Here is a 24,946-nt window from a genome sequence, read left to right as displayed (position 1 = left end):
ACCACTCGGGAAGGCAGACCATGGCTCGCATCATCGTGCTCGGGGGAACCGGTTACGCCGGTCGTCACATCGTCGCAGAGGCGGTGAGCCGCGGCCACGCGGTGATCGCGATCTCCCGCTCCGCGCCCAGCGATCCGGTTGCGGGAGCCGCGTACGTGCAGGGGTCCGCCCTCGACCTCGCGCCACTCGCAGACGCGTTCGTCGGAGCGGATGCGGTGGTGTCGGCGCTGTCGCCGCGTGGAGACATGGCCGATCGTGCGCTGGACGCGCTGGCGAACGTCGTCGAGCGGATCGCGGGCACGGAGACGCGTCTCGGTGTCGTCGGCGGCGCCGGCGGCAGCCTGATCGCTCCCGGCGGCCCTCGGCTGTTCGACCAGGGCTTCCCCGAGGAGTACAAGCACGAGGCGCAGGTCGGCATCGACTCTCTCGCGCTCCTCGAGAAGACGGATCCGGGCCTCGACTGGTTCTTCATCCACCCGGCCGAGGTGTTCGGACCGTGGGCCGAGGGCGAGCGCACCGGTCGCTACCGTGACGGGGGCGACGTGATCGTCCGTGACGCGGAGGGCAAGTCGTATATCTCGGGCGCGGACTTCGCTGTCGCCGTGGTCGATGAGATCGAGCAGGGCCGCCACCATCGCGAACGGTTCACCGTCGGTCACTGAGCCCGTACCGAGGCCGACGGAGCGTCGAACGCTCAGACGAGGTCACGCCAGTCGACGTCCTCGTCCTCGTCTGACACCGGCGTCACACCGGTGATCACGGGAAGACTCATCGTCTCGGTCGGCGGCCCCATGATGGTCGCCTCATCACGCCGATGGCGCAGCACCTCGTTGATGTAGCTCGTCAGGACCTCGGCGAGGGGGATGGCCCGCCCCTGTGCCTGCGACAGATACCAGCGGTGCTCCAGCACCTGATGGAAGACCTCAGCGGGCTCGAGCTTGGCGCGCAGCTCGTAGGGGATCGCACGCACGACAGGCTCGAACACGCGGGTGAGCCATTCGTGCGCGTACATCTCCTCGTCGGCCCACTGCTTCGTCGAGCGTGCGCGGAACTCGTCGAGGTCGTTGAGCAGGCGCCTGGCCTGGTTCTCCTCGACGTCCAGGCCCGTGAGACGGATGAGGCGGCGCTGATGGTGGCCGGCATCCACGACTTTCGGCTGGATCTCCACGACGGTGCCGTCGGCGGTCGTCGACATCGACATCTCGTCGATGTCGAACCCGAGCGCGTTGAGGCGCTCCACCCGCTCGGTGATGCGCCACGTCTCTGCGGCGGAGAACGATTCCTGCGCCGTGAGCTCCGCCCACAGCGAGCGATAGGAGGAGACGATGCCGTCGGCGATCGCGATGGCATCCACTCCGTGCTCGAGTCTTCCGCCTGCCGCGAGGTCCATGATCTCCCCGGCGATGTTCGTGCGGGCGAGATCGAGGTCGTAGGCGCGCTGACCGTCGGTGAGTCCCTCCTCGTGCAGCTCTCCGGTCTCGGCATCGACCAGGTAGGCGGCGAAGGCGCCGGCGTCGCGGCGGAACAGCGTGTTCGACAGCGAGACGTCGCCCCAGTAGAAGCCGACGTTGTGCAGGCGCACCAGCAGCAGCGCGAGGGCGTCGACCAGGCGGTTGGCGGTGTCCGGGCGCAGGACGCGCGTGAACAGGGCGCGATACGGCATCGAGAAGCGGAGGTGCGAGGTGACCAGAGCCGCGGGGAGCGGGTCGCCGTGGGCGTCGGTACGCCCGGCGATCACGGCGACCCGGTCGACGCAGGGCACGTCGAGGCGCGCGAGGTTGCCGAGCATGTCGTACTCGCGCTGCGCCATCTCCGCCGTGGTCTCCTTCACGGCGACGACGCGACCGGAGAGGTCGGCGAAGCGCACGAGGTGCCGGGAGAGGCCCTTGGGGAGCGAGACGATGTGCTCGGACGGCCACTTCGCGAGAGTGGTGGACCAAGGGAGGGCGAGCAGCCCCGGATCGATCTTGCTGGCGGTGATCCGCAGCGAATCGTGCATGACGCTCCCTGGATGAGTGATGGACGAAAAGACGCGGCGCAGGCGACCGAAGTCAGCCTGCGCCGCGTCTGTGGTTCCGATCAGGCGGAGACGACCGGCTTGTCGTTCAGGCGCTCGCCGGACTCGATGTCGAACGCGTGCACGTGGCCCGCGTTCGCGGCGAGCGTGACCGTCTCGCCGGCGTTCGGGTGGCTGCGGCCGTCGACGCGGGCGACGATGTCGCTGCGCTTGCCGTTGATCTCGGTGTGGCCGTAGAGGTAGCCGTCCGCGCCGAGCTCCTCGACCAGGTCGACGACGACGGGCAGGCCCTTGCCGTCGGCCGGTCCGACCGTGATGTCCTCCGGGCGCACGCCGACCGTGACCTGGCTGCCGTTCGCACGGCCCACCGTGTCGCGATCGAGCGGGACGATCTCGGAGCCGAAGCGGATTCCGCCGTCGGCGAGGTCGGCGGCGAACAGGTTCATCGCGGGCGAGCCGATGAAGCCGGCCACGAAGACGTTGTTCGGCTTCTCGTACAGGTCACGCGGCGAGCCGACCTGCTGGAGCAGGCCGTCCTTGAGGACCGCGATGCGGTCGCCCATGGTGAGCGCCTCGGTCTGGTCGTGGGTGACGTAGACCGTGGTGACGCCGAGGCGACGCTGCAGCGACGCGATCTGCGTACGCGTCTGGACGCGGAGCTTGGCGTCGAGGTTCGACAGCGGCTCGTCCATGAGGAACACCTGCGGCTGACGCACGATGGCGCGGCCCATGGCGACACGCTGACGCTGACCACCCGAGAGGGCCTTCGGCTTGCGGGTCAGGTACGGCTCGAGGTCGAGGAGCTTGGCGGCCTCGAGCACGCGAGCGGCGCGCTCTTCCTTGCCGACGCCGGCGATCTTGAGCGCGAAGCCCATGTTCTCGGCGACGGTCATGTGCGGGTACAGCGCGTAGTTCTGGAAGACCATCGCGATGTCGCGGTCCTTCGGCGGAACGTCGGTCACATCGCGGTCGCCGATGAGGATGCGGCCGGCGTTGACCTCTTCGAGGCCGGCCAGCATGCGGAGGGACGTGGACTTACCGCAACCGGAAGGACCGACGAGAACGAGGAACTCGCCGTCACCGACCTCGAGGTTCAGCTTGTCGACGGCCGGACGGGTTCCGCCGGGGTAGAGGCGGGTGGCCTCGTCGAAAGTCACAGATGCCATTGCTGTTTCTCCTTCACCGGCAGGTACGTGCCGGACGATCCGTAGTGATGAAGCGGTGGGATGAGCCACCGTGACCCGTCATTGGGTCGGGATCAGTATGACATGAAAGGCGGTACCTGGGTATTTCTCAGCCTCACTGGCTAGCATCGAACTCGGCCGTGCTCAGCGGCGATCGTTGCTGAGCGGCGGTAGGGGCCAACCCGGACCCCCGGAGACACAAGAGGAACGATGTCGAGCGACGAAACGCCGAACGTCCCCACGCCTCGCAATTCCCGCGAGGCCGTGCGGGAGAAGGCACAGAAAGTGCACGCCCAGCAGTCGAGGGCGCGCCTCATGCGACGGATCATCATCGGCGCCGTCGCGGTCGTCGCCGTGGGCGCGATCGGCACCGCGGTGACTCTTGCGGTGTCGTCGCAGGTGTCGAAGCCCCGACTCACCCCCACGGGGATGCAGTCGGACGGTGTCGTCGTGACGGACATCACCGCCGTCGCGGGGTCCGATGAGCTCCCGGCGACTCCGGCCCCGGAGACGAGCGAGGCCGGCACCCCCACCGAACCGACCCCGGAGCCCACGGCTTCCGAGAAGGTCGACATCCACGTCTACGTCGATTACCTGTCTCCGGACGCCGGAAAGTTCGAGCGCGCCAACGCCCGTCAGTTCGCCGGGTGGATCAACGAGGGTGCGGTCACGGTCAGCTACCACCCGGTCGCGTTGCTCACCGCCAGCTCGAACGGCACCAAGTACTCGCTGCGCTCCGCGGCCGCGGCGGCGTGCGTCGCCACCCACTCGCCCGCGCAGTTCTACGCGTTCAACCACGACCTGCTCGACGACCAGCCCGAGGTCGGCAGCGATGGCTTCTCCGATGAGGAGCTGGCCAACCTCGCCGGCGCCGTCGGCGTCGACAACCCGAAGGCCGTGCGCTCCTGCATCGAGGACGGCGACTTCGTCGGCTGGGCGAAGGACGCGACCACGCGCGCGCTCGACGGGCCCCTCGCCGGTTCCAAGGACCTGGTGCTGACGGCAGCCCCCATGGTCGTCGCGAACGGCGAAGCGTACGTCGGTGCCCTCGACGACCCCGCCGAGTTCTCGCAGTTCGTGCTCAGCGTCGCCAGCGACGCGTCCCGCGAGACGCAGTCCCCGACGCCGACGGCGTCGTCCACGCCCGCTCCGTAGGTCGGAGCAGGCCCGATGCCATCGCTAAGCTGGTGGCATCCGCCGACTTGGCGCAATTGGTAGCGCACCGTACTTGTAATACGGGGGTTACGGGTTCGAGTCCCGTAGTCGGCTCAAGAAACACCAGGTCAGAACAAAGAAAATCGCCCCGGCTCCTTCGTGGAGTCGGGGCGATTCGTTGTTTATCCATGGTTTTCAGGTGAACAGCTTGGACAGAACAAGTCCGGCAGCAGGGCCGCGGTGCACCTCGTCGGCGTAGTGCAGGCGCGTGGTGCGCTCGTCCTCGTGGCCGAGCTGCTCCTTCGCGGCCTGGATGCCGAGCTCGTCGCGCATCACCGTCGCGACCGTCTTGCGGAAGCTCTTCGGCGTCGTGCCCTTCCAGGGCGTATCGCGCAGCGCCTCGCGCCAGGAGGTGCGGTAGTTGTTCGGATGGCGGAACGTGCCGACGCTCGATGCGAAGACGAACGCCGAGTACGACGCGACGCGACGGCGCAGCAGCATATCGACGACATGGTCGGGAAGCTCCAACTCGCGATAACCGGCATCCGACTTCGTGAACTCCTGCACGAAGAACTTCCCGTCGCGGTCCTGCGCGATCGTCCGGCGGATCGTGACGCGTTTCGCATCAAGGTCGAGCTGATCCCACTGCAGGGCGAGCAGCTCGCCGGTGCGGATGCCGCTGCCGATGATCATGTCGGTGGTGTCGAGCAGCTCGCTCGCGCGCGGACGCCGCCGTCGGCGATCGTCCTCGGGACGCGGTTCAGTGCCGGCGTCCCACTCCTCGAAGCGTGCGCGCATCGAGCGCACGACGTCGAGGTTTGGTGCGGCACGCTTCGCGACGCGCTTCGCCTTCTCGGGCGCGGGGACGTCGGTCATCGGGTTGGGCCGTACTGCGCCGTGACGGGCGGCGAGGGTGAACATTCCTCGGAGCACGACGTGCGCCGTCGTCGCCGACCCCGCGCCCGACGATTTCGTCAGCGACGTGATGAACCGGTCCAGACGTGGCACGGTCACCTCGATCAGACGCACGGAACCGAGGCCCGGTGCGATGTGCTTCTCGATCGCGTTCATGTAGATCCGAATTGATCCCTCGGCGAGACGCGTCTTCGTGTCCAGCCATGCCGTCGCGAGGTCGCTCACGAGGGAGTCGGGCGTGAGGATCTCGCTCGCCGGCGCGAGCCGCTTCTTCAGCGCCTTGACGAGATTGCGCTCGGCGTCCGCGCCGGTGCGGCCGCTGCGCTGCATCAGCCGAGTGATCCCGTCCGAGTCGCGGTAATACGCGATCGCGGTCGGCTTGCCCTTCACGGTCGCCCGGCGGATCCGCCCCCAGGTCTCCAGCTCGAGCGGCGGGCGAGGCATCAGCCGGCCTCGACCCGATGCGCGAACTGCGCGAGGCCCATCCGTGGACGGACATAGGTTGCGAGGTCCGTGCGCAAGAGTGTGCTGCGATAGATCACGACGAACTCGTCCGGGACGTTGAGGTCGATCGCCATCGACGTGATGTGTCCGTCGCGAGCTCGCTCCGCCTCCGCGTATGCAGCGGGGGTGATGAGCCGCTGCACGGCCCAGAGATTCGCGTCGCGTTCCTGGCGCTTGCGGATCGGACCGAAGTCCGTCGGGAGATGGCCTAGAACATGGTGCCCGATCTCGTGATGCATCACGCCATTCAGGACGCGTCCCCGCATCCCCGGCGTCAGATCGATGTGGTTCGACTCGGGCGCGTACCCGCTGCGGTGGACTCCACGCTTTTCGCGGACTTCGAGGCCAAGGTCGGCGGCGAGGTTCCAAGCAGCGAGCGGCATCAGGGAAGACCCATCGGGATGGTGCGATGGATGGTGCGTAGATGCTTCTCGTTCATGGTGTGACCCCTCCGGTCATGCGTGGTCGTAGTCAGTGTCGTGACCATCGGGGAACTCATTGATCGAGTCGTTGGCCACGAGGCCGTAATCATCTCGGCGACCAGCGACATTTGCGGATCCAACGACTCGCTCGGCGATGTCGATCACTTCTGCGGGCGAAATGCCGAGGGCGCGGCAGAGCGAGAACAGCGCATGCATGGGGATGTCGCGCTTGTCATTGAGGTAGTTCAGGACGGCGCTCTTCGACAGTCGCGTCTCGCGCACAAGCGCGTCGATTGTGATCTGAACACGGCCGCGCTGGGCGCGAAGCTCCGCTGCTACGGCGGCGTTGAACTCGTCTCCGGTGGTCTCCATGCGAGAACCATATCACCGCATTGGGCACTCATAGTAGTCAAAATGGGATTTTAGTTTTCGCTTGGAGTTGACAGGTGTTCGGACGCAGACCTATGGTCGTCGTATGAACACCGCGCAGGAAGTTGCATCGCTCATCAAGGCCGCAATGGATGCCGCCGAGCGAACCCCTTCATGGGTATCGCGGAAGGCGGCGATTGCTCTCACAACCCTCAACCGCAAGCTCGAAGGCGGGGCCGACTTCACGGTTAGCGAAGTGCGTCGAATCGCGGTAGCGCTTCGCGTCCCCGCCTCCTCACTGCTGCCGCACGACTTCTTCGTGGAGGCGATCGCATCATGAGCGACGCGACGCAGGCCGCGCCTGTTCACTCCGGCGCTCGGCGCGGTCCGGTCCTCACGACTCGCGATGCTGCGAAGTACTGCGGGATCGCCTACCAGACTCTGCGAAATCACCTCGCGGCCAAGACAGGCCCGAAGAAGTTCAAGCAGGGCGCTCTCAATGTGTTCTACCCGGTCGATCTCGACGCGTGGCTCGCAACGCGCGTCACCGACCCTGAGGCGGTGGCCTCATGAGCGAGCATCTCCTCGACAGCGTCCCGCATGATGATGGCCGCGGCCATGATTCGTTCTTCCCGCGTCATATCCATACCGCCGAGCCTAAGGCGACTTCAGGCGTCCTCCGCCGTGCTTTCCGTCGCGTGGTTGGCGCGGATCTCAGCGTCGATCCCGAGAGCCTTCGCAAGATCCCAGGCTCCGATGTTCGGCTTGATGTAGCGGTCGACGAGGGCAGCGAGATTGCTGTTGGTCGCCTTGTCGAGCGAGAGATCGCCCGACTGTTCCGGACGAGCGAGGGTGGAGATGACGGCGGAACTCGGGCGAACGAGGACGCTCTTCACTTCGCTGCCGTCCTCGGTGCGAATCCAGATCGTCTCTCCGCGACTACCGGCCGCGGCAATCACCCGTTCCCAGAGCATGATCACAGGCGCGGGGGCCGTGATGGTGAATCCATCGATGGTGATGCTGCTGTCAGCGGTCAGAGTGCTCATGGTTCTCCTTCGAAAGGTGCCTCGGACGTCCTACCGTCCGGGGTCTCTGACCTGATCGTAGGGGAAGCGTCCGGCGCGGATGCGGTTCTCGCAACGCCCGCGCCGGACGCGCCTTCATACTCCCGGTCTGTGCTCAGCCTCATGCTGTGGGTGGTCGCGGTCGGGTATGCCGCCGTAGGTGTAACGCTCGTCTATGTCGCCTGCGTGCTCGCCCCCTGGGGGCTGCTGCTCCTGATCCTCGCGATCGGTGCGCTCGCCGCCGCCGCGCTCTGCGGCTTCGTCGCCTTCGGTATCTCGCGCCTTGAGGCGGATCCGGCATGAGCGCGCTCGAGGTGTTCAACTTCGCGGACTTCGGATCGATGACGCATCACATCGAGGCGCTCGGCGCTGCACCACTCGCAGGCGTCGAGAAGCACGTCTACGTGATCGAGGTCGGCAACGTCGGCGTCAAGGTCGGGATCACCGAGCAGCCGCGCAAGCGCATCCAGGCACACGCTCGGGCTGCTCGCGCACACGGACATGAACTCGGACGAATCGCGGTCACGGAGGCGTGCGAGAACGCCCGCGCCAATGAGCGTGAGTTGATCGCGCTCGGCGGCGATGGCAACCGGAGCGAGTACCTCTCGCTCGACTTCGACGTGGTGCTCGCCGCGATGCGTTCGCTCGTGATCGAGCGCGCGGACGCTGAGTGGCACGCCGCGCGCGCTGAGGGCGTCAAGAACCTGTTCGCCAATCTGCTGTTCGGGGGAGCGCGATGAGTGCCATCACTGGATTCCACTTCGAGGGTGCGCCCGTTCGCACCGTCGTGCTCGACGGCGAGCCCTGGTTCGTCGCGAAGGATGCGTGCGACGTGCTCGGTATCACGAAGTACCGCGACGCCACCGCGCAGCTCGACAGCGACGAAAGGGCGTCCGCGGCCGTGGACACCCTTGGTGGCCGCCAGCAGATGGCGATCGTGAGCGAGGCCGGGCTGTTCGCTCTGATGCTCATCAGTCGATCGCCGAAGGTCCGCGAGTTCCGCCGCTGGGTGACGCATGAGGTACTGCCGTCGATCCGCCGGACCGGCGCCTACATCGTGCCCGAGACGCCCGAGCAGCTGATGGCGCGCGCCGTTGTCCAGGCGCAGGAGATCATCGCCCGCAAGGACGAGCAGATCGCCGTGCTCGCACCGATGGCAGAGGCATGGGAAGAGATCGCCGACGCCGGCACCGACTACGCGGTCCGCGACGTCGCCCCGATGCTCTCCCGTGCGGGCATCGAGACCGGCCCGCAGCGCCTGTTCGACACACTCCACGAGCTCGGCTGGATCTACCGCGGCGAGAAGCAGCGGTGGACCCCGTACGCGAAGGCGGTCGACGCCGGATACCTCAAGGTCCGCGCGATGCCCCCGTACCGCGACCGCGACACCGGCGATCTCAAGCCTGCAGCCCCGCAGGTGCGCATCACCCCGAAGGGCATCGAACGCCTCCGCGTCCGCCTCGGCGCCGGCGCACTCACCCACTGACCCCGCACACGAAAGCGGGGCGCCCGCTGCAACGGACGCCCCACCGAGAACGAAAGGCAAGCACATGCCTCAGTCACAGGATACCGACGAGAACGTCGTCCCGGTGGACGACTTCACTCCGCGCCCCGCGGGCACGCACGTCAGTGTCATCACCCGCACGACTCCGATCGTCCCGGAGCGCCGCGGCATGTGGCCGCTCGCCCCGTGGCGCTGGGTGCTGCTGGTCACCGGCCTCGCGCTCGCCGCAGTCTGCGGCGTCCCGGCCGCGGATCCCATCATCAACGGCGCCGACCTCGGCGTCCTCATCAGCCTGGCGATCTTCGTCGCCGCATTCACCCCCGGGAGGGACTGACCATGACCCCGCAGATCACGACGTCCCGCCTCGTCGTCCCCGAAGACGCACCCCGCGCCGTGTGGATGCTCGAGCGCGGTCAAGGGCCGACCGCATCCGAGATCTGGGCGATCGCCCGCGGCGGAATCAAGACGTGGCGACGCATCCTCGAGCAGAAGATGAACGGCTCGACGTTTGGTGGCACGAAGGCCACCCGCGCCGGATCCGCGCGCGAGGCCGCCCTCATCGAGGAGGCCGATGACTTCCTCGACGAGGTCACCCCGAACAGCGCACTCTGGGCGTCGCTGCAGAACGAGCGGATCCGTGCGACCCCGGACGCCACGGGCCGACTGCGCGGGAAGCTCTGCGTCGTCGAGGTGAAGTCTCACGAGCATGGCTACAAGGGCGACCCGTTCCCGATGGATCATCGCGCGCAGCTCGTGCTGCAGCGGTTCGTGCTCGGCGCGGAGCTCGCCCTCTACGGCGCCGAGGTGCGCGACGAGGACGACATGCCTCCGATGGGCGGCGCCGAGTGGCAGTTCCTCCCGGACGACGAGGAGCACCGCGAGCTGCTCGCGTTCCTGCTCTACCGTGCCGAGCAGTTCCTCGCTTGGTGGGACGCCGGATGCCCTGACGTCGACGACCTGCACCCCGACGTGCAGAAGGCGCTCGACGAGTGGGCGCCCGCGAAGCGCGCTCTCGACGAAGCGGCCGCCGCGGAGAAGACCGCAAGCGCCGCACTGCGGGAGGCGATCGCCGGGAACTATCCGCACGCCGCGCGCTTCGGCGCGATCGCCATGGGCGAGGCAGGCGGCTTCCAGCTCATCCCGTCGTCGACCGTGTCGATCGACGAGGCCAGGTGGAAGACCGAAGCCCCCGAAACGCACGCCGAAGCGCAGCGCCTGCGCACGGAGCTCGCCGTGCTCGAGGCGACCGCGAAGAAGCACTACCCGAAGACGACGCCGAAGGCGCCGTCGCTGCGATTCCAGGAGGTCGAGAATGTCGACTGAACTCATCGAGAAGAAGACCATCGGCGAGGTCGAGCACATCGTGCACGCCTCGGGTGAGTGGGACGGCACCGGGCCGGTCGAGTTCTCCGACGACGGCGTGACCTGGGTGCAGGCGTGGGCGCCGACCATCGAGTTCGCCGCCGACGGATCCCCGATCCGTGTCGAGATCGCACACCCGGAGTTCGCCCGCGTCGAGGTCCACCGCAAGGGCGTCCGGATCCCGACAACGGTCACGATCCGCTGGTCCGAGCAATACCCCGCCGCGTCCGAGGAATGGTCCGCGAAGTGGGACCGATCGCCGATGCGCCACCTCGGCCGCACCGTGCGCATGGTCGCCTTCCGGCAGACGTTCCGTGACCTTCTCGGCGACCTCCGCATCGAGGAGGAGATCGACGAACGCGACCTGCCCGCGGACGTCGCGCCGCAGGCAGCGGCGGACGCGCCCGCCGCGCGCGACTGGGATGCGGAGATCGCCGCCGCCGAGACCATCGAGCAGATCGACCAGGTCGAAACGGATGCCCGCGCCGCACGCGCCTTCACCCCGAACGCCGCCGGCACCGCTCGTCACCGCGCCCTGCGCGCCCGCCGCAAGGCGATCGTCGAATCCGCCTGGGCGCTCGATCACACCAGCGCGTCGACGCCCGAACCTGAAGCCGCGCCCGCGCCCGCGCCCGCGGCTGCCGAGCGGCCCGCGCCGCGGGATTACCTGCCGCCGCAGAACCGCGCCGACCGCCGTGCTGCGCGCCGCAAGAAGGGGCGCCGCTGATGTACACGAACCCCGTGACCGGCGAGGTCATGACGACCGAAGCCGCGACGTTCGCCATCAAGGCGGGCGCGCAGCTGCTCGACTACCAGCCCACCAACCCGACTGAGATGGAGTACTTCATCCGCGAAACGGTCGGGCTGATGGAGAAGTTGCCCGACGTGATGCTCGAGATCAACGCCCGCCGCTACAACGCCGAGCGCGCCTACATCGCGAAGAAGCAGACGCAGCTCGCCCACTACGGCCGCAACAACGTCCCCGCGACCTTCGCGCGCGCGATGGCCGACACTGACGCGCAGAACGAACTCGAGGCATGGCACAACGTCAAGGCCGAGTATCACTACGCCGCCGGCACCGAGCGCGCCCTGCGCACGAAGGTCAACTCGATGCTCAACATCAACCGCGCGATCGCCGCGCAGTTCGGAGCGCACCGATGAGCGTCGACACGAGATCCATCCGTGCTGGCTTCCCGGCCGCTCTGTTCAAGAGCGCGCGCCAATCCTTTGCCACGAATCCGCGCTCCCAGTCCGTCAGCTCATCGAGATGTCGCTGGATCTCCGCGGTATCGACCTCGCCGTGCTTCCAATCACTCAGGAGCATCAGGGCCGCCGAAGCCGCGTACGAGAGCTGTGCGCGCCCCCGGTTTGCGTCTCGCAGCACGATCGCAACAACCAGCTCGAGTACCGGATACTCGTCCTTGCTGAACACAGACTCCGCGACGTTGGCGGCAGCCACGAAGTCTGTCACCCTCCGGTTCCGTTCTGCACGATTCGCGCGATCAGTTGCGATTGCGTCCACCATCGTCAGCGCCAGCATCAGGTTCGCCAGAGCGACGTCCTTGCGCTCCTGCCGGGCAGCGTGGCGCTCACCGCGCGCGATCGAAACCGCGATGAGCGCACTGATGATGATCGCGGCGGCGGGGACGAGCACGGAACCCACGAGGTCGAGGGGCTGCTCGACAACGACTGTGATCGGCGTGGTGAACATGCCCCGCACTCTATCGGGGGTGACCCGATGAGCGCGCCGACGACGGAGACTCGCAACGCGGTCTACCAGCGCGACGAGCGCCGATGCGCTGCATGCGGTGTGCTCGTGCTCACGTTCCAGCACCGCCGAGCGGTCGGCATGGGCGGCTCGAAGAACGTCCCCTCGCCCGTCGACGGCCTCTCGCTCTGCGCGTTCTGCAATGCCGCCTGCGAGGGCGCACTGCAGGCTCAGGCGCTCCGATTCGGGTGGAAGGTCCGCCGCTGGGTGACTCACCCGGAGCGCGTGCCGGTCTTCTACCCGATCGAGATGGCGTGGTACCGCTTCGAGGGCGTGGTCCGCATCCGGATCTCTCGTGCCGTCGCGATGGAGATGGGCTGCAGTGTCTACGGCGCTGAGTGGCTGGCCTGGCATGAGGCGATCGCATGAACATGACGACGGACGAAATGCGGGCAAAGCTCACGTACTCGCGCGATCGGCTCAAGGCGGCACAGCACGCCAAAGAGCAGGCCGAGCGCCTATCGGCTTCCGCGCACGAGATGGGCGGCGGCATCCCCGGCTTCGGCGGATCCGGCAATCAGAGGGCCGCAGGTCAGGTTCGCGGTGCCCATGATCGTGCTTACCGTGCACATCAGGAGGCCGACGAGCGCATCCAGAAGTGGTCGCACCGAGTCCGGTCGCTCGAGCGGCGGATCGCTGAAGCGGAGCGAGTGCACTTCACGCGCGACGACCTGACCGGCGCCGAGTTCATCCACGACGGGATCTCGTGGCGCCAGGTGCGCAAGATCAACGCGAAGACCGTGTCCGTTGAGACCGGCTACTCCTGGGTCGACCGGGTTCCCTTCGAGAAGATCCGAAGCGTGCGACCGGAGGTGAAGCGGTGAGCATAATCAGCGAGGCATTCAACGCGTGGCGGGAGTGCCGCGCCGAGTACGACGACACCCTCTATGCGCTGTTCGTCGCCGCGGAGGAGGCCACGCGCGGCGCGATGCTGAACGCTCGCGGTCGGGAGAAGGGTATCGACCCGTTCTCGCTGTTCATGGGCAACCAGACCCGCGCGCTCGCGTACGCCTCTGAGGAGCTCATCGAGCACTGGGAGAAGCACCCGCGGATCACGTTCGCGAAGTTCGAGCGTGCGTGGCAGCGGCAGCGCGAGGCCGAGCTCATCGAGGACGCCGCATGAGCGCCGTGCTCGCCGTCGCGCCGACTGAGGCCGAGGAGAAGGAGTGGACGCCGAACCGTGAGGTCACGCTCGAGCGTCTCAGGATCGTCGCCATGATGCACGAGGGCTGGCCGCAGTGCCGCCTCTGCGGGCAGACGGTGTACCGCCTCGACACGTTCGGCCTCTGCTCCAAGACGACCGAGTCGCACCGGCATCGCCGCGGCGACTTCACGCCCGTGAAGAAGGCGAGGAAGCGATGAGCGCGATGCCGAAGTTCGCGATGACGTATGTCGTCGTCTGGGCGGACGAACACGGCCCGGGACGTCACGTGCTGAAGGTCGGCCGGGCCTGGCGATTCTCCCGCGTGCAGGAGATGACCGTCTCGGGCGGACAGGTCGTGGTGCTCGCGCGGGGCACGGATGCGTCGTGGGAGACGGAGGCGCTGCGGATGCTGCGTCGCTGGTTCCCGCAGGCGTTCGCCTCGGAGCTCGAGGCGCGGCGGTTGCTGTTCCGTGGCCGCGGGTGGACGGAGTGTTTCGAGGTCGACGACGAGCACCTGCAGCTCGCGATCGATCTGGTGTTCGAAGGGTTTGCGAAGGGAAGCGATCAGGGTGTCAACGAGGAGCGTGCAGCGGCGGATCAGCGCGGAGGACATGCGGTGGCCGGGCTACCTGCGCGCGCCGCACGAGGCGAAGCCGACAGCGATGGGGCTGTGGACAACGGCGACGGACCCGCTCGGTCGGTGCGAGCTGGTGCCGGAGTTGATCGCCGCCGCGATCTATCCGGGCGAAGCGGCGACGGATCTGGTCGTCGATCATCTGCTGATGCTCGCGGACTCCGGGTTCCTGACGATCTACGAGGAGCGCGGGTCGGAGTGGATCGCGCTTCGGCGCCCGCTGCGCGTGGATGCGCGCCTCGCGTCGTCGGATGCTCCGGAGCCGCCACGCGAACATTCGCGAACGTTCGCGGCTGTGGGGGGAGCGGGCGAGCGGGCGCGGGCGAGGGTGCGATCCGAGGGTGCCGAGCGGTCGGGGGAGTGGGAGTCGTGGGAGCGGGAGCAGGAGACCCGGTCACGGCCGCCCCGCCGGCCTCTGCTGCTCGATGCTCCGCCCATCGGATGCCCGGACCACCCCAGCGGTCGCCGGGAGGACTGCGGACCCTGCGGCACGTACCGCCGCCGCCACGATCGCTGGCTCGCGCAGGAGCGCTACACGCTGCAGATGACCGAGTACGAGCAGACCCAAGAGACAGAGGAGGCCTGGGGTGGAGATCCATTCTGACGCTCTCGCCGGCTTCATCGTCCTCACGGCGATGAGGTTCGCCAAGGACCGCACGTTCCGGCTTCGGCTACTGGCTGAGGCCGACGAAACGCCACGAGAGACCGCATACAAGATCCGCCGCGACGCGATGGTCGCGGCTCAGAGGAGAACAGCATCATGAGGATCACGATCGAGCACGAGGACGGCAACACCGTCACCGGCACACCTGAGGACGTTCTGAACCACGGGCACTTGATGCCGGGATGGGAGTACCGCAGCACCGAGCCGGTGACGCTCGACGATGTGAGCGAGGCCACCAGCCTCAAAGAGTTGATCGACGAGGCGCGAAGCGAGGGCGTCTGGTGTTGCGAGGACGGATGCGGCAGCGGTGCGTGCGAGACGTGCCCTTGCTGCTCGGCGGGCTGGTGCGTGTCTGGGGTCGACGGCATTCCTGATGCCCCGGAGGATCGCGAGCGGTGGCTCGACGTCGCGGCCGAACATAACCCGGTCGCCGCCGCTCTCCAAGCCGCTGAGGGCGTGCGCTGATGGCCGGCGAGACCGTGATCACCGTCGTCGGCAACCTGACCGCCGACCCCGAACTGCGCTTCACGCAGAACGGCCTCCCGGTGGCGAACTTCACCATCGCGAGCACGCCCCGCACGATGAAGGACGGCGAGTGGAAGGACGGCGACCCGCTGTTTCTCCGGGCGTCCGTCTGGCGGGAGTTCGCTGACCACGTCGCCGGGTCGCTCACGAAGGGCATGCGTGTCATCGCTCAGGGCCGCCTCCGTCATCGCTCCTACCAGGATCGCGAGGGCAATCAGCGCACGGCGATCGAGCTCGAGGTCGATGAGATCGGCCCGAGTCTCCGGTACGCGACGGCGCAGGTCACCCGCACCGCCCGGACGGCCGACGCGAAGGGGTCAGCGGCGCAGCCGTCGAACGAGGAGCAGTGGGCGACCACGGAACCGTCAGCAGAGGGGGCATGGGGAGATGACACACCGTTCTGAGGATGAGGACACCTGCAAGTGGTGCCACGGGAAGCTGTCGCTGATCGTGTCCCGTGATCCGGATGAGGAGGTCGACTGCGTCTGCACCGATCGAGTGGAGGTGGAGCATGTCTGACCGCTACTGCATCCGTGGATGCCTCCGGCGCGGCGAGCACTTCGCGGTCTGCGACCGCAACGGCGAGGACTACAAGGGGGACAACCCGTGCCCTGGATGCGCGCAGGTCGATGCTCGGGACGGGGTGCTGATCTGTGAGCGCTGCTACCGGAGTCTGCGCCGGCACCTCGAGGATGCTGCGGACATCGTCGGTCACCTCCGCTCGATCGCAGACCCGACGAAGGCCGCGGTGTTCGATCGGATCCGGGTGCAGTCGTCGTCGATCGAGATCCCGGCTCCCGTGGCTGCTGACCTGATCGACGCATCGAATGACATCACGACGACGTTGAACATGTGGGCGAACCACGTCGCGGGGGAGGACCGGCCCGGTGCTGGTCTCCCGGCCGGTGCGATGGCGGATGCCGCGCATGATGTGGTGCAGCTCGCCGTCGATGTGATCCTCGAGGACCTCGACCGCCTGGCGAACGACTCGCATCAGGTCTACTCGCTCTGTGAGGGCGTGATGGTCGTGCACAAGGATGCCCCGGACGTGTGGACGGTCGCGGATGCCGCCGTGCGCTGGCCGCTCGAAGACTCACCCCGGTGGGCGCAGGCCGCATGCCCGGTGTGCGACCTGATGGCCGTCCGGATTCAGCCTGGCCGCAACGGCCGCCCCTCCCGGTATCGGTGCACGACCGAGGACTGCGACTGGGAAGCGAACTCGAAGGACGACGGCGGCCTGTGGGCGTCGGTGTTCGCGGAGCCGGCCCCGGCCGAGGTGCGACCGCATGACCCGCGCTGGCTGACCCTCGCGGATGCTGCACGCCTCGTGGAGCGCACTACGGGCACGGTCCGCAACTGGGTGACGCAGAACCTTCTCGCACCGCAGATGGGCCGGTACTGGCAGGACGACGTGCTCGCCGTCGCAGCGCAGAAGAGGGGAGAGGCTGCATGAGTACCTGGCTGACTCTCACGGAGGCCGCGAAGCGTATCCAGGGTGATGCGGCGCTCGCGTCTGCTGAGCGGCGTATCCGCCGGTGGGTGGAGTCCGGTGACCTGAAACCGCTCGCCGGCCGCTTCCGTGCGGCGGACGTCCTTGCCACTGAGAAGAAGATGCGGTCGCGTCGCGGCCGCCCACGCAAGCATGCACAGATTGGGAATTAGCCAATGGCTATTCACTCTGAGGGAATTAACCCGACCGGCGACGAGCGGGAAGCGCTGCTCCGCGATCTGTACACGCTCCGCGGGTGGAGCGGCGGAGACGTCGCGCGCCGCATCGAGATCATCGATCGCGCTATGGCTGCTCTGGGCCATCCCGAGGTGCCAGAGCCGAGCGCCGACTGGGATCGCGTGCACGATCGGCCCGCGGACGTCTACACGCCTCCGGAGGATCGTGTAGCCCGCCCGGAGCCGCAGGGCGAACCGTCCGACGCGGGCGTGGGCTGGTTCGAGTGGTTCAAGATGCCGGAGAACACGACGGAGATCGCGTACGTCCATGAGAGCGGAGAGGTCTTCGACCCGGTCCGAGGATGGAACCCGGTCGAGTTCACCATCGCCGCAGCGGAAGGCCGCGTGCACCGCCTGGTGCGGGCTGGGGGTGTGCGATGAGCGTCGAGACACTACCGGGCCGTGAGGAGTGCCCTGGCACTCTGCAGTGGTCCGCATTCGGTGCGAGCTACCCGGACACCGTGTGCGCCTCCGTGGTCACGTGGGAAGGCGGCTACCAGGGGCACGGCCTCTGCGACGCCGACGCCGACTTCCGTGAGGGTGACATCCCGTGCCCGTTCTGCGACCCCGACGGCTTCATCGACTACGAGTGGTCGGTCAGCGACGGCGAGACGGTGATCCTCTGGTCGCACGACGAGCAAGCCGTCCACCCGGACACCGAGATCCACTTCCACGACGGCCAGGCGCTGTGGTGGACCGCGACGCATCCCGAGCGGGGCGAGGAGAGAGTGCTGTTCCGCTCGATCATCGACCGCTGGGACGCCGTTGAGGAAGGGCAGGTAGAGCGATGAGCGAGCAGATGAGGCCGACAACCCAGAGCGTGCAGGTGTGCGATCTGTGCGGCAAGCCGGTGGACACCTACGGTCATCGTGACTGGTCAGCGCTGAACATCGGCCACGCCCCGCTGAGCGCGAGCGGCCCACGCGAGCCTAAGAAGAAGGCGTTCGTGTTTTGGCGGAAGCGAGGCGGCGACCGGGCCAGCGGTGCGCCGCAGGGTGACTACCGAGAGTGGCGGTGGGACTTCCATGGCGAGTGCTTGGTGAAGGCACTCATGCCGCTCGTCACGGACGAGGCGCGAACGACTGCAGGTGCCGCTGTGCAGGGCTGAGCGCACGGCAAAGAGCCCCGGACCTCGCTCAGAGGTCCGGGGCTTTCGCTATGTGTTCACCCGTTGGCGATGGGCGGCCCTGCGTAGTGTCGCTCGAATCCGCAGGCGCCGCACGTCACCCGTGTCCGCGCTGACCGCGTGTATCTCGCCGGCTCGTACTTCTGCTCGACGTTGGTGGATCCGCATTCCTGGCACTTCATGAGCTTCCCCGTTCTACCTGTCGCCTCGTCGCTGCAGGTGCTTTCACGTTACGACTCCTCCACGACAGGCCCTCGATCTCTTGTGGATAGCTTTTGTGCGGAGCGACCGGGATTGATCTCATCTGACCAAAGAAATGTGTCAAACGTGTCCAGATGGTGTGTTAAGCTGTGCTTGCACCTGAACTATGACCCGAAGCCTCGCCGATCTGGCGGGGCTTTCGTCGTTCTCGGGTGGAGGCACTGGAGGCATCCGGACTACCGCACATGATGCGCGGGTGAGTGACCGCTCCGCTGCTGATCTCCGCTGGCCTAACGGCAGGGCGCGCGGTTCTGGTCCGCGAGGTCGAGGTTCGAGTCCTCGGTGGAGAGCATCGTCTTCCGGCTCGCCTTCGCTGCGGCGCACATACCTCGCGCGTGGGCTGAGCGAGCCGGACGCTCTCGAGCGGGGGTCGATCCGTGGCTGCTGGTGTACCTGGCCGGTCTACCGCTCAGCACCGGAAGAACCGCGCTGATCTGCGGAAGCTCACCGCTGAGCACAACCTCCCGTGCGCACTGTGCGGCGAGGCGATCGACACGAACCTGCCTCGCACCGACCCGGACTCATTCGAGTACGACCACCGGCAATCGATCAAGACGCACCCTGAGCTCGCTGACGACCCCGCGAACGGGCAGCCGTCGCACAAGCGGTGCAACAGGAACAAGGGCGCTGGCGACGCGCGCCCCGGCCTCGGCGATCCGTCCGAGGTCTGGTGACTCCGAGAGGACACGATCATGGCACGCAAGCTGAAGGCTCAGGGTGGACCGCTCGACGGGCGCACCGTCATCGTCCACGAGACCCAGAAGACGTTCACCCACCACGGCGACACGGACGGTCACTACAAAGTGAACGAGAAGTCCGTGACGTGGCAGCCGAACACCAAGCCGGCCGAGGAGACCGCACCGAAGACGGCGCGCACCTCCAAGGCGAAGAGCGCACCGAAACCGCAGGTACCCGCACCCGCGGACGCCCCGGTCGATCAGGGTGCAGCGAGCGCCGGCTGATGACCGCCTGGCCTGCGTCCCTCGGCATCAAGGTCCGACTGCGTGTCGATGCTGGCATTCGTGAGGACACTCTCGTCGAGGTCGGTCACGGTGACCTCGACATGCGAGTCCCGGTCGAGATGACGCACACACCAGGTGTCGGCATCACGTTCACCATGGACACAGCCGACCTCACGCGTCGCATCGGAGCCGCTGCTCACGCGTTCGAGGCCGCCGTCGAAGACAGCATCCAGTCCGGAGAGTTCACAGACTGAGAGGGCACACGCGCACAGGGGTAGGGGCCTCGAAATCTCTACCGCTGTGCCCCAAAGACGAGCACCGGCAGTGATCTATCCCCCTCCGGACGGCAGTGTCCCATGTCCCACCATCGGGAGGTGGTCATCATGGCCATGACTCCCGAGGAGAAGCGGCAGCGTGAGCGCGAGCGGAAACGCCGCCAGCGCGCGGCCGCACGGGAGAAGCCGAAGCTCGCTGCGCTCCCTCAGATTGGTCCTGGCGGGAAGTCGGACGGCGGGACAGAAGGTGGGACACGAGGCGGGACAGATGCGCCGGCCGATGACTTCGACATCAGCAACGAGGACGCCGCTCGCGCGGTGCTCCGCGGGCTCACGATTCCGGAGTCTGCGAAGTGGCGTGCCGCGCTCGTTCTGCAGCTCGCCCGCGACCTCGACGCACCCATGGCTATCCCGCAGCGGGCAGGACTCGCAGCGCGATACACCGAGAACCTCGACGCGCTGATCGCAGCCGCACGGCCTCGCGAGCGGGACGAGCTCGACGAGCTGCGCCGCCTGTTCTACAGCGGGGGTACCAGTGGCATCGACGACGACCCGGAGGCGCCCAAGCGCGCCGCCCGCAAGAAGGCGTAGCACCCGGCCGGCTCGGCTTCGTGGGCACATGGTGCCGCGAGTCTTCACCCCGCCTCGGCGTCGACTCACTCCGAAGACGTCGGCCGGGTACGCGGCGATCCACTTCGCGATGTGGCTGCACCTGCAGCTCGTAGACAGCCGCCACGCCGAGCTCGCCCCCAAGCTGAACCCCTGGCAGCGGTGGTTCCTGATCCACGCGCTCGAGCTGAACGAAGACGGCTCGTACCGCTTCAAGACCGTCCTGCTCTGGGTCGCGCGACAGAACGGCAAGACGTTCATCGTCGCGCTGCTGATCCTGTTCCGGATGTACGTCGACGGCGACGCGCAGGTGATCGGCGTCGCGCAGAAGCTCGCCACGGCCAAGAAGACATACGAGCATGCGCAGAAGATCATCGACGCAATCCCGCGCCTCGCGAAGGAACGCGGCAAGACGAACGCGATCAACGGCGAACTCTGGTTCGAGCTCACCGGCGGACAGCGCTACTGGGTCGACTCGGCCGAGAACGGCGGCCGCGGCCTCACGTTCGATCTCGTCTTCGTCGACGAGATCCTGAAGCACAAGACGTTCAAGGCCTGGTCCGCACTGTCGAAGACCACCGCCGCGCGCCGACGCTCGCAGCTCATCGCCGCGGCGAACACCGGCGACATGGACGCCATCGTCCAGCGCCACCTCCACAAGATGGCGATCGACGCCATCGAGGCAGGCGACGACGAGACGACGATCGGCCTGTTCTGGTGGTCGCCGCCTCCGGGGATGCCGCTCGACGGTCCCGAGGCGTGGGCGTACTCGAACCCGTCGATGAACTACAACCTCCCGCAGGAGAACCTCTTCGCGTACTGGGCATCCGACCCGGCGCCGGTGTTCGCCTCCGAGGTCGGGAACGTCTTTGTCGACTCGTCGACGGGCGGACCGTTCCAGCCGGGGAAATGGCTCGAGGGATTCGACCGTCTGTCGAAGCGGCGCGAGGGCGCACCGGTGTACCTCTGCATCGAGGTCTCCGCCGATCGCACCTGGGCACACATCGCGTTCGCCTCCGTTCGCGAGGATGGGAACGCGCACGTCGGAATCATGCGCTCAAGGCCCGGCACCGACTGGGTCGTCCCGTGGTTGACGGATCCCGAGCGGCGTTTCACGCCGGCGGCGATCACGTTCCAGACACGAGGCGCGCCGGTCTCGTCGCTGTTCTCCGAGTTCGAAGCGACCGACTTCGAGATCGTCGAATGGGGCGGTGCTGACCTGGGCCGCGCAACGGGCATGCTACTCGATGGCGTGAACCTCGGGAAGGTGTTCCACCGCGCGCAGCCCGTGCTCGACGTGGCCGCCGGCACGGCGGTTATGAAGCGCCTCGGTGACGGTTACGTCGTCGATCGCATCGGCTCACCTGGCGACGCGTCCCCGATCTCCGGGGTCGCGGGCGCCTACTGGCTGCTCAAGAACCCGCCCGAGGATGGCACGTCCATCTACGAGGAGCGCGGGCTCGCCACTGTCTAAGAGAGGCGAACATCATGGCCCGACCCGATCGACTCATCCGATCGATGATCCGCACCCGCTACATCGTCACGCTGAACACCGAGGAGACCTTCGAGGGCGTCCTCATCGACGCCGACGAAAGCCATCTCGTGCTCGCCGACGTCGTCAGCCTGGCCGCCAACGGCGACCGCCTCGGCGTCGACGGGCACGTGTGGCTTCCCCGCCCTGCTGTGAAGTACATGCAGACATTGACCGTCTAGGAGGTCGAGTTGCTCCTCTCAAACGGATCGATGGTCGGCGTCACTCCGCAGTCCGTCGACTACGCAGACAGCACGTCCACCTATGCGCACGGCGTCTACGGCGGGAACAGCCACGTCCCGCTCGTCGGGTCGTGGTCGGCGTACGGCGAGATCTACACCCGGCAGCTGTGGGTCGGCGTCGTCGTCCGCAAGCTCGCCATGGCGACGGCGCGGAACCGCTTCGAGATCAAGAAGCGCGACGGCTCCGGTGGCGAGAAGGACGAGAGCGGCAACCTTGCCGAGCTCATGGCCCGCCCCAACGATCGCCTCTCCGGATTCGAGCTGTGGCAGTGGACCTCCTCGACGTACGACATCTACGGTGAGGCGTTCTGGCTGAAGCTGCGCGACCTCGACGGCCGCGTCCGCGAGCTGCACCCGATCCACCCGACGAACGTCGTCGTCAAGCGGAACGACGACGGCGACGTCGTCTTCTCCTATCGTGGGCGCGCCGACATCGAGTGGCCCGAGGACGACGTCGTCGTCTTCAAGAACTACAACCCGGAGAACCTGCGGCGCGGCCTCTCGAACCTCGAGGGCCTGCGGATGACGTTGCTCAACGAGGACGCATCCCGGCGTGCCACGGCATCCTGGTGGAACCGGGGCGCTCGGCCGTCGCTCGTCGTGAAGCACCCGAAGACCCTGTCCGATGCCGCGATCAACCGGTTGTCGTCGCAGATCGACGCGCAGTACAGCGGCAGCGACAACGCCGGTCGGCCCCTGGTGCTCGAAGAGGCCATGGAAGCGACCGTCGTGCAGCTCTCCGCCGAGGAGATGCAGTACATCGAGTCGCGGAAGCTGAACCGTGAAGAGGTCTGCGGGGCGTACGACGTCCCGCCGCCCGTGGTGCACATCCTCGACCAGGCCACCTTCTCGAACATCACCGAGCAGTTGCGGTCGATGTACCGCGACACCATGGCGCCGCGGTTCGAGATGTTCGAGTCCGTCGTCGATCATCAGCTTGTCCCGGACTTCTACAAGGCCGACGTGTTCACGAAGTTCAACATGGACGACGTGCTGCGCGGCGACTTCGAGACGCGCGCGACCGCGGTGGCGGCGCTGATCGAGCGGGGAGTTATGCGCCCGTCCGAGGCGCGGCCGCTGTTCAACCTTCCGCCTGCCGGCCCCGAGTCCGAAGTCCTGTACGCGAACGCCGCGCTACTCCCGCTCGGGAGCACCGCACCGAGGCCGCAGCAGGTTGCGACCGACGGAACGCTGATGGCTCAGCCCGTCGAGGAGCGATCGGTGCCCACTGTGCGCCGCCGCTCGACGACGTTCCGATCCATCATGGGCCGGATCTCGCGTGTGAAGGCGAACGCCGAAGACACCCGGGATGCTCTCACCGAAGAGCACCGGAAAGCCCTCGGCGAGTTCTTCACAGAGCAGCGTGACGCGGTGATCGCCGCGGCCGCGTCGAAGGCATCCGGCGTGTTCAACGCCACCGACTGGGACGAACCGCTCACCGAGCTACTCACGACGCTTTCCACCGCCACCGCCTCGGCGGTCGGCGCGAAGGCTGCGTCGGATCTCGGCGGCACATACGACCCGGCAACCGTCGAGGCATGGATCGCCACGGATGCGAAGGACTCGGCCCGGAAGATCAACCGGACCACGTCCGATCGGATCGACGCGGCGATCGCGGACATGGAAGACGAAGACTCCCTCGAGGACGCAGTCGGAAGGCTGTTCGACGAGGGCACCCTCGCCAACCGTGCCGACGAAGTCGCCGTCTCCCGGATGGCCACCGTCGTCGGTTTCGCGACCCTCGTGGCCGGCCAGCAAGTCGCTGTCGAGCGTGAAGTCCGTGTCGTGAAGACGTGGAACGCGAGCAGCTCGAACCCGCGGTCCTCTCACGCGCAGATGGACGGCGAGACGGTCGGCATCGACGAGCTGTTCTCGAACGGCATGAACGCACCCGGCGACCCCGCCGGTGGCGCCGATGAAGTCGCCGGCTGCATGTGCGGTCTGACGATCACCGTGGAGTAGGAGACGCAATGAACATCATCCGGAAGGACGCGGCCATCGCGTCCACAGGATCGGCCGACGACTTCCCGGGCACCTTCGAGGTGATCCTCTCGGCGCCGACACTCGACCGCGACGGCGACACGCTCAAGGCCGACGAGTGGGTGATGCCGCTCCCCGAGCACATCACGTTCGACTCCGACCACGGCATGTCCGTGGCGACGACGGTCGGATCTGGCGTGCCGCGCATCGACGAGGAGACCGGGAACCTGATCGTCGCGGGGACATACAGCTCCCTGCCGCGCGCACAGGAGGTGCGGACCCTCGTCAACGAGGGGCACATCCGCACCACCTCGGTCGCGTTCATGTCGATCAAGAGCGCCAAGAGTGCCGGAGCGAAGCGCGAGCTTCTCAACGGCGCCTTCGTGGCGATCCCCTCGAACCGTGAGGCCGTCGTGCTGTCGTCGAAGTCCGCGACCCAGAAGGTCGGGGCGCGCAACAGCACCGCGGACTCCGAGCTCATCCAGGCGATCCTCGACGCAGCCCTCGCCCTCGGCGGGACACTCCCGGCCGAGAAGGCCCTGCAGAATCGGCCCACGCTGAAGACGCTCGCCGGGTCGCTCGAGGCCGTGCAGGAGCGCGCCCGCGAGGCGGTTCGCGACGCCAACCCCGGCATGTGGGTGTGGCTGCGCGGCACGATCCCGGATGCCGACGGCGGCGGCACCCTGGTGTTCGAGGTCGAAGACCCCGACACCTACGAGACCGAGCTCTACCGCCAGAGCTACACCGACGACGGCCTGACCATCACCCTCGAGGGTGATCGTTCGACCGTGGGAGTGACAGAAGTGCTCACTCCCGACCCTGAGAGATCAGAGTCCGCAGAGTCCCCCGACGGCGACGACGAGACCCCCGCGACCGGCGCAGCCGCCCCCGTCGCCGGCGTCCGGTCGACCCCCTCCGGCGATGAAGCGGCTGCAGAACTCCAGGTCCGCGCGGCCCGAATCCGGGCCTCGCTTGCCATCGCAGTCCCATCATCTGAGGAGTAA

At 67.4% G+C, this 24,946-nt stretch carries 38 protein-coding genes and 1 tRNA gene; 32 read left to right on the top strand and 7 right to left on the bottom strand.

Features of this window, described 5'->3' with window-relative positions; genetic code table 11:
• Positions 1–20 precede the first annotated feature (20 nt).
• The gene (locus CQ042_RS11360) at positions 21–662 is read left to right on the top strand and encodes an NAD(P)-dependent oxidoreductase (protein WP_105670592.1); all 642 of its coding nucleotides are present in this window, start codon (positions 21–23) and stop codon (positions 660–662) included.
• A gap of 32 nt (positions 663–694) precedes the next feature.
• Here the strand turns inward: CQ042_RS11360 and CQ042_RS11355 are convergent, their stop codons facing one another.
• Complete coding sequence (locus CQ042_RS11355) at positions 695–1,999, bottom strand: DUF4032 domain-containing protein (protein WP_105670591.1); 1,305 nt, start codon at positions 1,997–1,999, stop codon at positions 695–697.
• 80 nt (positions 2,000–2,079) lie between these two features.
• A complete protein-coding gene (locus tag CQ042_RS11350) occupies positions 2,080–3,183 on the bottom strand; it encodes an ABC transporter ATP-binding protein (protein ID WP_105670590.1) in 1,104 nt (367 codons plus the stop codon).
• A gap of 228 nt (positions 3,184–3,411) precedes the next feature.
• On the opposite strand from CQ042_RS11350, the gene CQ042_RS11345 reads away from it, so the two are divergent.
• Positions 3,412–4,356, top strand: a complete 945-nt coding sequence (locus tag CQ042_RS11345; RefSeq protein WP_105670589.1) for a thioredoxin domain-containing protein — start codon at positions 3,412–3,414, stop codon at positions 4,354–4,356.
• 41 nt (positions 4,357–4,397) lie between these two features.
• A tRNA-Thr gene (locus tag CQ042_RS11340) sits at positions 4,398–4,470 on the top strand.
• 81 nt (positions 4,471–4,551) lie between these two features.
• On the opposite strand, the gene CQ042_RS11335 is transcribed toward CQ042_RS11340, so the two are convergent.
• The 3 genes from CQ042_RS11335 to CQ042_RS11325 form a co-directional block, all read right to left on the bottom strand.
• Entirely contained in the window at positions 4,552–5,715 is a 1,164-nt protein-coding gene (locus tag CQ042_RS11335; protein ID WP_105670588.1) for a site-specific integrase, read from the bottom strand.
• Positions 5,715–6,158, bottom strand: coding sequence for an ImmA/IrrE family metallo-endopeptidase (locus tag CQ042_RS11330; protein WP_105670587.1), 444 nt, complete (start codon positions 6,156–6,158; stop codon positions 5,715–5,717). The genes CQ042_RS11335 and CQ042_RS11330 overlap by 1 nt, the downstream gene beginning before the upstream one ends.
• A gap of 72 nt (positions 6,159–6,230) precedes the next feature.
• Positions 6,231–6,569: a helix-turn-helix transcriptional regulator gene (locus tag CQ042_RS11325; RefSeq protein WP_105670586.1), complete on the bottom strand. Its 339-nt coding sequence runs from the start codon at positions 6,567–6,569 to the stop codon at positions 6,231–6,233.
• Between the two features lie 103 nt (positions 6,570–6,672).
• Here CQ042_RS11325 and CQ042_RS11320 point away from each other — a divergent pair, with 103 nt between their 5' ends.
• Positions 6,673–6,906 (top strand): helix-turn-helix domain-containing protein, encoded by a 234-nt coding sequence (locus CQ042_RS11320; RefSeq protein WP_105670585.1) that lies wholly within the window; start codon positions 6,673–6,675, stop codon positions 6,904–6,906.
• Entirely contained in the window at positions 6,903–7,139 is a 237-nt protein-coding gene (locus CQ042_RS11315) for a helix-turn-helix domain-containing protein (RefSeq protein WP_105670584.1), read from the top strand. Before CQ042_RS11320 ends, CQ042_RS11315 begins: the two co-directional genes overlap by 4 nt.
• 95 nt (positions 7,140–7,234) lie before the next feature.
• On the opposite strand, the gene CQ042_RS11310 is transcribed toward CQ042_RS11315, so the two are convergent.
• Positions 7,235–7,612 (bottom strand): hypothetical protein, encoded by a 378-nt coding sequence (locus CQ042_RS11310; RefSeq protein WP_105670583.1) that lies wholly within the window; start codon positions 7,610–7,612, stop codon positions 7,235–7,237.
• Between the two features lie 129 nt (positions 7,613–7,741).
• On the opposite strand from CQ042_RS11310, the gene CQ042_RS11305 reads away from it, so the two are divergent.
• The 7 genes from CQ042_RS11305 to CQ042_RS11275 all read left to right on the top strand — a co-directional run bounded on the left by CQ042_RS11305 (position 7,742) and on the right by CQ042_RS11275 (position 11,657).
• Positions 7,742–7,933 carry a hypothetical protein gene (locus CQ042_RS11305; protein ID WP_105670582.1) on the top strand — a complete coding sequence of 64 codons (192 nt, stop codon included), beginning with the start codon at positions 7,742–7,744 and terminating at the stop codon, positions 7,931–7,933.
• A complete protein-coding gene (locus CQ042_RS11300) occupies positions 7,930–8,370 on the top strand; it encodes a hypothetical protein (RefSeq protein WP_105670581.1) in 441 nt (146 codons plus the stop codon). Before CQ042_RS11305 ends, CQ042_RS11300 begins: the two co-directional genes overlap by 4 nt.
• On the top strand, positions 8,367–9,116 hold the full coding sequence (locus CQ042_RS11295) for a phage antirepressor KilAC domain-containing protein (protein ID WP_105670580.1): 750 nt from the start codon (positions 8,367–8,369) through the stop codon (positions 9,114–9,116). The genes CQ042_RS11300 and CQ042_RS11295 overlap by 4 nt, the downstream gene beginning before the upstream one ends.
• Positions 9,117–9,180: 64 nt before the next feature.
• The gene (locus tag CQ042_RS11290) at positions 9,181–9,468 is read left to right on the top strand and encodes a hypothetical protein (RefSeq protein ID WP_105670579.1); all 288 of its coding nucleotides are present in this window, start codon (positions 9,181–9,183) and stop codon (positions 9,466–9,468) included.
• Positions 9,469–9,470: 2 nt separating this feature from the next.
• Positions 9,471–10,457, top strand: coding sequence for a hypothetical protein (locus CQ042_RS11285; protein ID WP_105670578.1), 987 nt, complete (start codon positions 9,471–9,473; stop codon positions 10,455–10,457).
• The gene (locus CQ042_RS11280; protein WP_105670577.1) at positions 10,447–11,223 is read left to right on the top strand and encodes a hypothetical protein; all 777 of its coding nucleotides are present in this window, start codon (positions 10,447–10,449) and stop codon (positions 11,221–11,223) included. Before CQ042_RS11285 ends, CQ042_RS11280 begins: the two co-directional genes overlap by 11 nt.
• Positions 11,223–11,657, top strand: a complete 435-nt coding sequence (locus tag CQ042_RS11275) for a hypothetical protein (protein WP_105670576.1) — start codon at positions 11,223–11,225, stop codon at positions 11,655–11,657. Before CQ042_RS11280 ends, CQ042_RS11275 begins: the two co-directional genes overlap by 1 nt.
• On the opposite strand, the gene CQ042_RS11270 is transcribed toward CQ042_RS11275, so the two are convergent.
• Complete coding sequence (locus CQ042_RS11270) at positions 11,617–12,207, bottom strand: hypothetical protein (protein ID WP_105670575.1); 591 nt, start codon at positions 12,205–12,207, stop codon at positions 11,617–11,619. The two genes, CQ042_RS11275 and CQ042_RS11270, sit on opposite strands and share 41 nt — an antisense overlap.
• A 27-nt stretch (positions 12,208–12,234) precedes the next feature.
• Between CQ042_RS11270 and CQ042_RS11265 the strand changes: the two genes are divergently transcribed.
• The 20 genes from CQ042_RS11265 (at position 12,235) to CQ042_RS11170 (ending at position 24,946) form a co-directional block, all read left to right on the top strand.
• Positions 12,235–12,633 carry a hypothetical protein gene (locus CQ042_RS11265; protein WP_105670574.1) on the top strand — a complete coding sequence of 133 codons (399 nt, stop codon included), beginning with the start codon at positions 12,235–12,237 and terminating at the stop codon, positions 12,631–12,633.
• 2 nt (positions 12,634–12,635) lie between these two features.
• Positions 12,636–13,088: a hypothetical protein gene (locus CQ042_RS11260; RefSeq protein ID WP_146115384.1), complete on the top strand. Its 453-nt coding sequence runs from the start codon at positions 12,636–12,638 to the stop codon at positions 13,086–13,088.
• Positions 13,085–13,387 carry a hypothetical protein gene (locus CQ042_RS11255; protein ID WP_105670572.1) on the top strand — a complete coding sequence of 101 codons (303 nt, stop codon included), beginning with the start codon at positions 13,085–13,087 and terminating at the stop codon, positions 13,385–13,387. The genes CQ042_RS11260 and CQ042_RS11255 overlap by 4 nt, the downstream gene beginning before the upstream one ends.
• Positions 13,384–13,626: a hypothetical protein gene (locus CQ042_RS11250; RefSeq protein WP_105670571.1), complete on the top strand. Its 243-nt coding sequence runs from the start codon at positions 13,384–13,386 to the stop codon at positions 13,624–13,626. The genes CQ042_RS11255 and CQ042_RS11250 overlap by 4 nt, the downstream gene beginning before the upstream one ends.
• A gap of 366 nt (positions 13,627–13,992) precedes the next feature.
• On the top strand, positions 13,993–14,646 hold the full coding sequence (locus tag CQ042_RS11245; protein WP_219844848.1) for a hypothetical protein: 654 nt from the start codon (positions 13,993–13,995) through the stop codon (positions 14,644–14,646).
• Entirely contained in the window at positions 14,630–14,806 is a 177-nt protein-coding gene (locus CQ042_RS20475) for a hypothetical protein (RefSeq protein WP_181157542.1), read from the top strand. The genes CQ042_RS11245 and CQ042_RS20475 overlap by 17 nt, the downstream gene beginning before the upstream one ends.
• Positions 14,803–15,171, top strand: a complete 369-nt coding sequence (locus CQ042_RS11240) for a hypothetical protein (RefSeq protein WP_105670570.1) — start codon at positions 14,803–14,805, stop codon at positions 15,169–15,171. The genes CQ042_RS20475 and CQ042_RS11240 overlap by 4 nt, the downstream gene beginning before the upstream one ends.
• Positions 15,171–15,635, top strand: coding sequence for a single-stranded DNA-binding protein (locus tag CQ042_RS11235; RefSeq protein WP_105670569.1), 465 nt, complete (start codon positions 15,171–15,173; stop codon positions 15,633–15,635). The genes CQ042_RS11240 and CQ042_RS11235 overlap by 1 nt, the downstream gene beginning before the upstream one ends.
• Before the next feature lie 107 nt (positions 15,636–15,742).
• Positions 15,743–16,684: a hypothetical protein gene (locus CQ042_RS11230; RefSeq protein WP_219844847.1), complete on the top strand. Its 942-nt coding sequence runs from the start codon at positions 15,743–15,745 to the stop codon at positions 16,682–16,684.
• 212 nt (positions 16,685–16,896) lie between these two features.
• On the top strand, positions 16,897–17,337 hold the full coding sequence (locus tag CQ042_RS11225) for a hypothetical protein (protein ID WP_105670568.1): 441 nt from the start codon (positions 16,897–16,899) through the stop codon (positions 17,335–17,337).
• Positions 17,334–17,747 (top strand): hypothetical protein, encoded by a 414-nt coding sequence (locus CQ042_RS11220; RefSeq protein ID WP_105670567.1) that lies wholly within the window; start codon positions 17,334–17,336, stop codon positions 17,745–17,747. Before CQ042_RS11225 ends, CQ042_RS11220 begins: the two co-directional genes overlap by 4 nt.
• Positions 17,744–18,064: a hypothetical protein gene (locus CQ042_RS11215; RefSeq protein WP_105670566.1), complete on the top strand. Its 321-nt coding sequence runs from the start codon at positions 17,744–17,746 to the stop codon at positions 18,062–18,064. The genes CQ042_RS11220 and CQ042_RS11215 overlap by 4 nt, the downstream gene beginning before the upstream one ends.
• 656 nt (positions 18,065–18,720) lie before the next feature.
• Complete coding sequence (locus CQ042_RS20825; protein ID WP_105670565.1) at positions 18,721–19,017, top strand: HNH endonuclease; 297 nt, start codon at positions 18,721–18,723, stop codon at positions 19,015–19,017.
• An 18-nt stretch (positions 19,018–19,035) separates the two neighbouring features.
• Positions 19,036–19,305, top strand: coding sequence for a hypothetical protein (locus CQ042_RS11200; protein WP_105670564.1), 270 nt, complete (start codon positions 19,036–19,038; stop codon positions 19,303–19,305).
• Positions 19,305–19,559 carry a hypothetical protein gene (locus tag CQ042_RS11195; protein ID WP_105670563.1) on the top strand — a complete coding sequence of 85 codons (255 nt, stop codon included), beginning with the start codon at positions 19,305–19,307 and terminating at the stop codon, positions 19,557–19,559. Before CQ042_RS11200 ends, CQ042_RS11195 begins: the two co-directional genes overlap by 1 nt.
• Positions 19,560–19,688: 129 nt before the next feature.
• Positions 19,689–20,171, top strand: a complete 483-nt coding sequence (locus CQ042_RS11190) for a hypothetical protein (protein WP_146115383.1) — start codon at positions 19,689–19,691, stop codon at positions 20,169–20,171.
• Positions 20,172–20,199: 28 nt separating this feature from the next.
• Positions 20,200–21,663: a terminase large subunit domain-containing protein gene (locus tag CQ042_RS11185; protein WP_105670561.1), complete on the top strand. Its 1,464-nt coding sequence runs from the start codon at positions 20,200–20,202 to the stop codon at positions 21,661–21,663.
• 14 nt (positions 21,664–21,677) lie between these two features.
• Positions 21,678–21,902: a hypothetical protein gene (locus CQ042_RS11180; RefSeq protein ID WP_105670560.1), complete on the top strand. Its 225-nt coding sequence runs from the start codon at positions 21,678–21,680 to the stop codon at positions 21,900–21,902.
• A gap of 9 nt (positions 21,903–21,911) precedes the next feature.
• Positions 21,912–23,924 carry a phage portal protein gene (locus CQ042_RS11175; RefSeq protein WP_146115382.1) on the top strand — a complete coding sequence of 671 codons (2,013 nt, stop codon included), beginning with the start codon at positions 21,912–21,914 and terminating at the stop codon, positions 23,922–23,924.
• Between the two features lie 8 nt (positions 23,925–23,932).
• Complete coding sequence (locus CQ042_RS11170) at positions 23,933–24,946, top strand: hypothetical protein (protein WP_105670558.1); 1,014 nt, start codon at positions 23,933–23,935, stop codon at positions 24,944–24,946.

The sequence above is a fragment of the Microbacterium sp. MYb62 genome, from assembly GCF_002979475.1.
Lineage (GTDB): Bacteria > Actinomycetota > Actinomycetes > Actinomycetales > Microbacteriaceae > Microbacterium.
This window is presented reverse-complemented; position numbering and strand designations above follow the sequence as displayed.

Bases quoted from the DNA above. Each gene is read 5' to 3' on its own strand.
- CQ042_RS11360 (WP_105670592.1), top strand. From the start codon at position 21: ATGGCTCGCATCATCGTGCTCGGGGGAACCGGTTACGCCGGTCGTCAC.
- CQ042_RS11355 (WP_105670591.1), bottom strand. From the start codon at position 1,999: ATGCACGATTCGCTGCGGATCACCGCCAGCAAGATCGATCCGGGGCTG.
- CQ042_RS11350 (WP_105670590.1), bottom strand. From the start codon at position 3,183: ATGGCATCTGTGACTTTCGACGAGGCCACCCGCCTCTACCCCGGCGGA.
- CQ042_RS11345 (WP_105670589.1), top strand. From the start codon at position 3,412: ATGTCGAGCGACGAAACGCCGAACGTCCCCACGCCTCGCAATTCCCGC.
- CQ042_RS11335 (WP_105670588.1), bottom strand. From the start codon at position 5,715: ATGCCTCGCCCGCCGCTCGAGCTGGAGACCTGGGGGCGGATCCGCCGG.
- CQ042_RS11330 (WP_105670587.1), bottom strand. From the start codon at position 6,158: ATGCCGCTCGCTGCTTGGAACCTCGCCGCCGACCTTGGCCTCGAAGTC.
- CQ042_RS11325 (WP_105670586.1), bottom strand. From the start codon at position 6,569: ATGGAGACCACCGGAGACGAGTTCAACGCCGCCGTAGCAGCGGAGCTT.
- CQ042_RS11320 (WP_105670585.1), top strand. From the start codon at position 6,673: ATGAACACCGCGCAGGAAGTTGCATCGCTCATCAAGGCCGCAATGGAT.
- CQ042_RS11315 (WP_105670584.1), top strand. From the start codon at position 6,903: ATGAGCGACGCGACGCAGGCCGCGCCTGTTCACTCCGGCGCTCGGCGC.
- CQ042_RS11310 (WP_105670583.1), bottom strand. From the start codon at position 7,612: ATGAGCACTCTGACCGCTGACAGCAGCATCACCATCGATGGATTCACC.
- CQ042_RS11300 (WP_105670581.1), top strand. From the start codon at position 7,930: ATGAGCGCGCTCGAGGTGTTCAACTTCGCGGACTTCGGATCGATGACG.
- CQ042_RS11295 (WP_105670580.1), top strand. From the start codon at position 8,367: ATGAGTGCCATCACTGGATTCCACTTCGAGGGTGCGCCCGTTCGCACC.
- CQ042_RS11290 (WP_105670579.1), top strand. From the start codon at position 9,181: ATGCCTCAGTCACAGGATACCGACGAGAACGTCGTCCCGGTGGACGAC.
- CQ042_RS11285 (WP_105670578.1), top strand. From the start codon at position 9,471: ATGACCCCGCAGATCACGACGTCCCGCCTCGTCGTCCCCGAAGACGCA.
- CQ042_RS11280 (WP_105670577.1), top strand. From the start codon at position 10,447: ATGTCGACTGAACTCATCGAGAAGAAGACCATCGGCGAGGTCGAGCAC.
- CQ042_RS11275 (WP_105670576.1), top strand. From the start codon at position 11,223: ATGTACACGAACCCCGTGACCGGCGAGGTCATGACGACCGAAGCCGCG.
- CQ042_RS11270 (WP_105670575.1), bottom strand. From the start codon at position 12,207: ATGTTCACCACGCCGATCACAGTCGTTGTCGAGCAGCCCCTCGACCTC.
- CQ042_RS11265 (WP_105670574.1), top strand. From the start codon at position 12,235: ATGAGCGCGCCGACGACGGAGACTCGCAACGCGGTCTACCAGCGCGAC.
- CQ042_RS11260 (WP_146115384.1), top strand. From the start codon at position 12,636: ATGACGACGGACGAAATGCGGGCAAAGCTCACGTACTCGCGCGATCGG.
- CQ042_RS11250 (WP_105670571.1), top strand. From the start codon at position 13,384: ATGAGCGCCGTGCTCGCCGTCGCGCCGACTGAGGCCGAGGAGAAGGAG.
- CQ042_RS11240 (WP_105670570.1), top strand. From the start codon at position 14,803: ATGAGGATCACGATCGAGCACGAGGACGGCAACACCGTCACCGGCACA.
- CQ042_RS11235 (WP_105670569.1), top strand. From the start codon at position 15,171: ATGGCCGGCGAGACCGTGATCACCGTCGTCGGCAACCTGACCGCCGAC.
- CQ042_RS11230 (WP_219844847.1), top strand. From the start codon at position 15,743: ATGTCTGACCGCTACTGCATCCGTGGATGCCTCCGGCGCGGCGAGCAC.
- CQ042_RS11225 (WP_105670568.1), top strand. From the start codon at position 16,897: ATGGCTATTCACTCTGAGGGAATTAACCCGACCGGCGACGAGCGGGAA.
- CQ042_RS11220 (WP_105670567.1), top strand. From the start codon at position 17,334: ATGAGCGTCGAGACACTACCGGGCCGTGAGGAGTGCCCTGGCACTCTG.
- CQ042_RS11215 (WP_105670566.1), top strand. From the start codon at position 17,744: ATGAGCGAGCAGATGAGGCCGACAACCCAGAGCGTGCAGGTGTGCGAT.
- CQ042_RS11200 (WP_105670564.1), top strand. From the start codon at position 19,036: ATGGCACGCAAGCTGAAGGCTCAGGGTGGACCGCTCGACGGGCGCACC.
- CQ042_RS11195 (WP_105670563.1), top strand. From the start codon at position 19,305: ATGACCGCCTGGCCTGCGTCCCTCGGCATCAAGGTCCGACTGCGTGTC.
- CQ042_RS11190 (WP_146115383.1), top strand. From the start codon at position 19,689: ATGGCCATGACTCCCGAGGAGAAGCGGCAGCGTGAGCGCGAGCGGAAA.
- CQ042_RS11185 (WP_105670561.1), top strand. From the start codon at position 20,200: ATGGTGCCGCGAGTCTTCACCCCGCCTCGGCGTCGACTCACTCCGAAG.
- CQ042_RS11180 (WP_105670560.1), top strand. From the start codon at position 21,678: ATGGCCCGACCCGATCGACTCATCCGATCGATGATCCGCACCCGCTAC.
- CQ042_RS11170 (WP_105670558.1), top strand. From the start codon at position 23,933: ATGAACATCATCCGGAAGGACGCGGCCATCGCGTCCACAGGATCGGCC.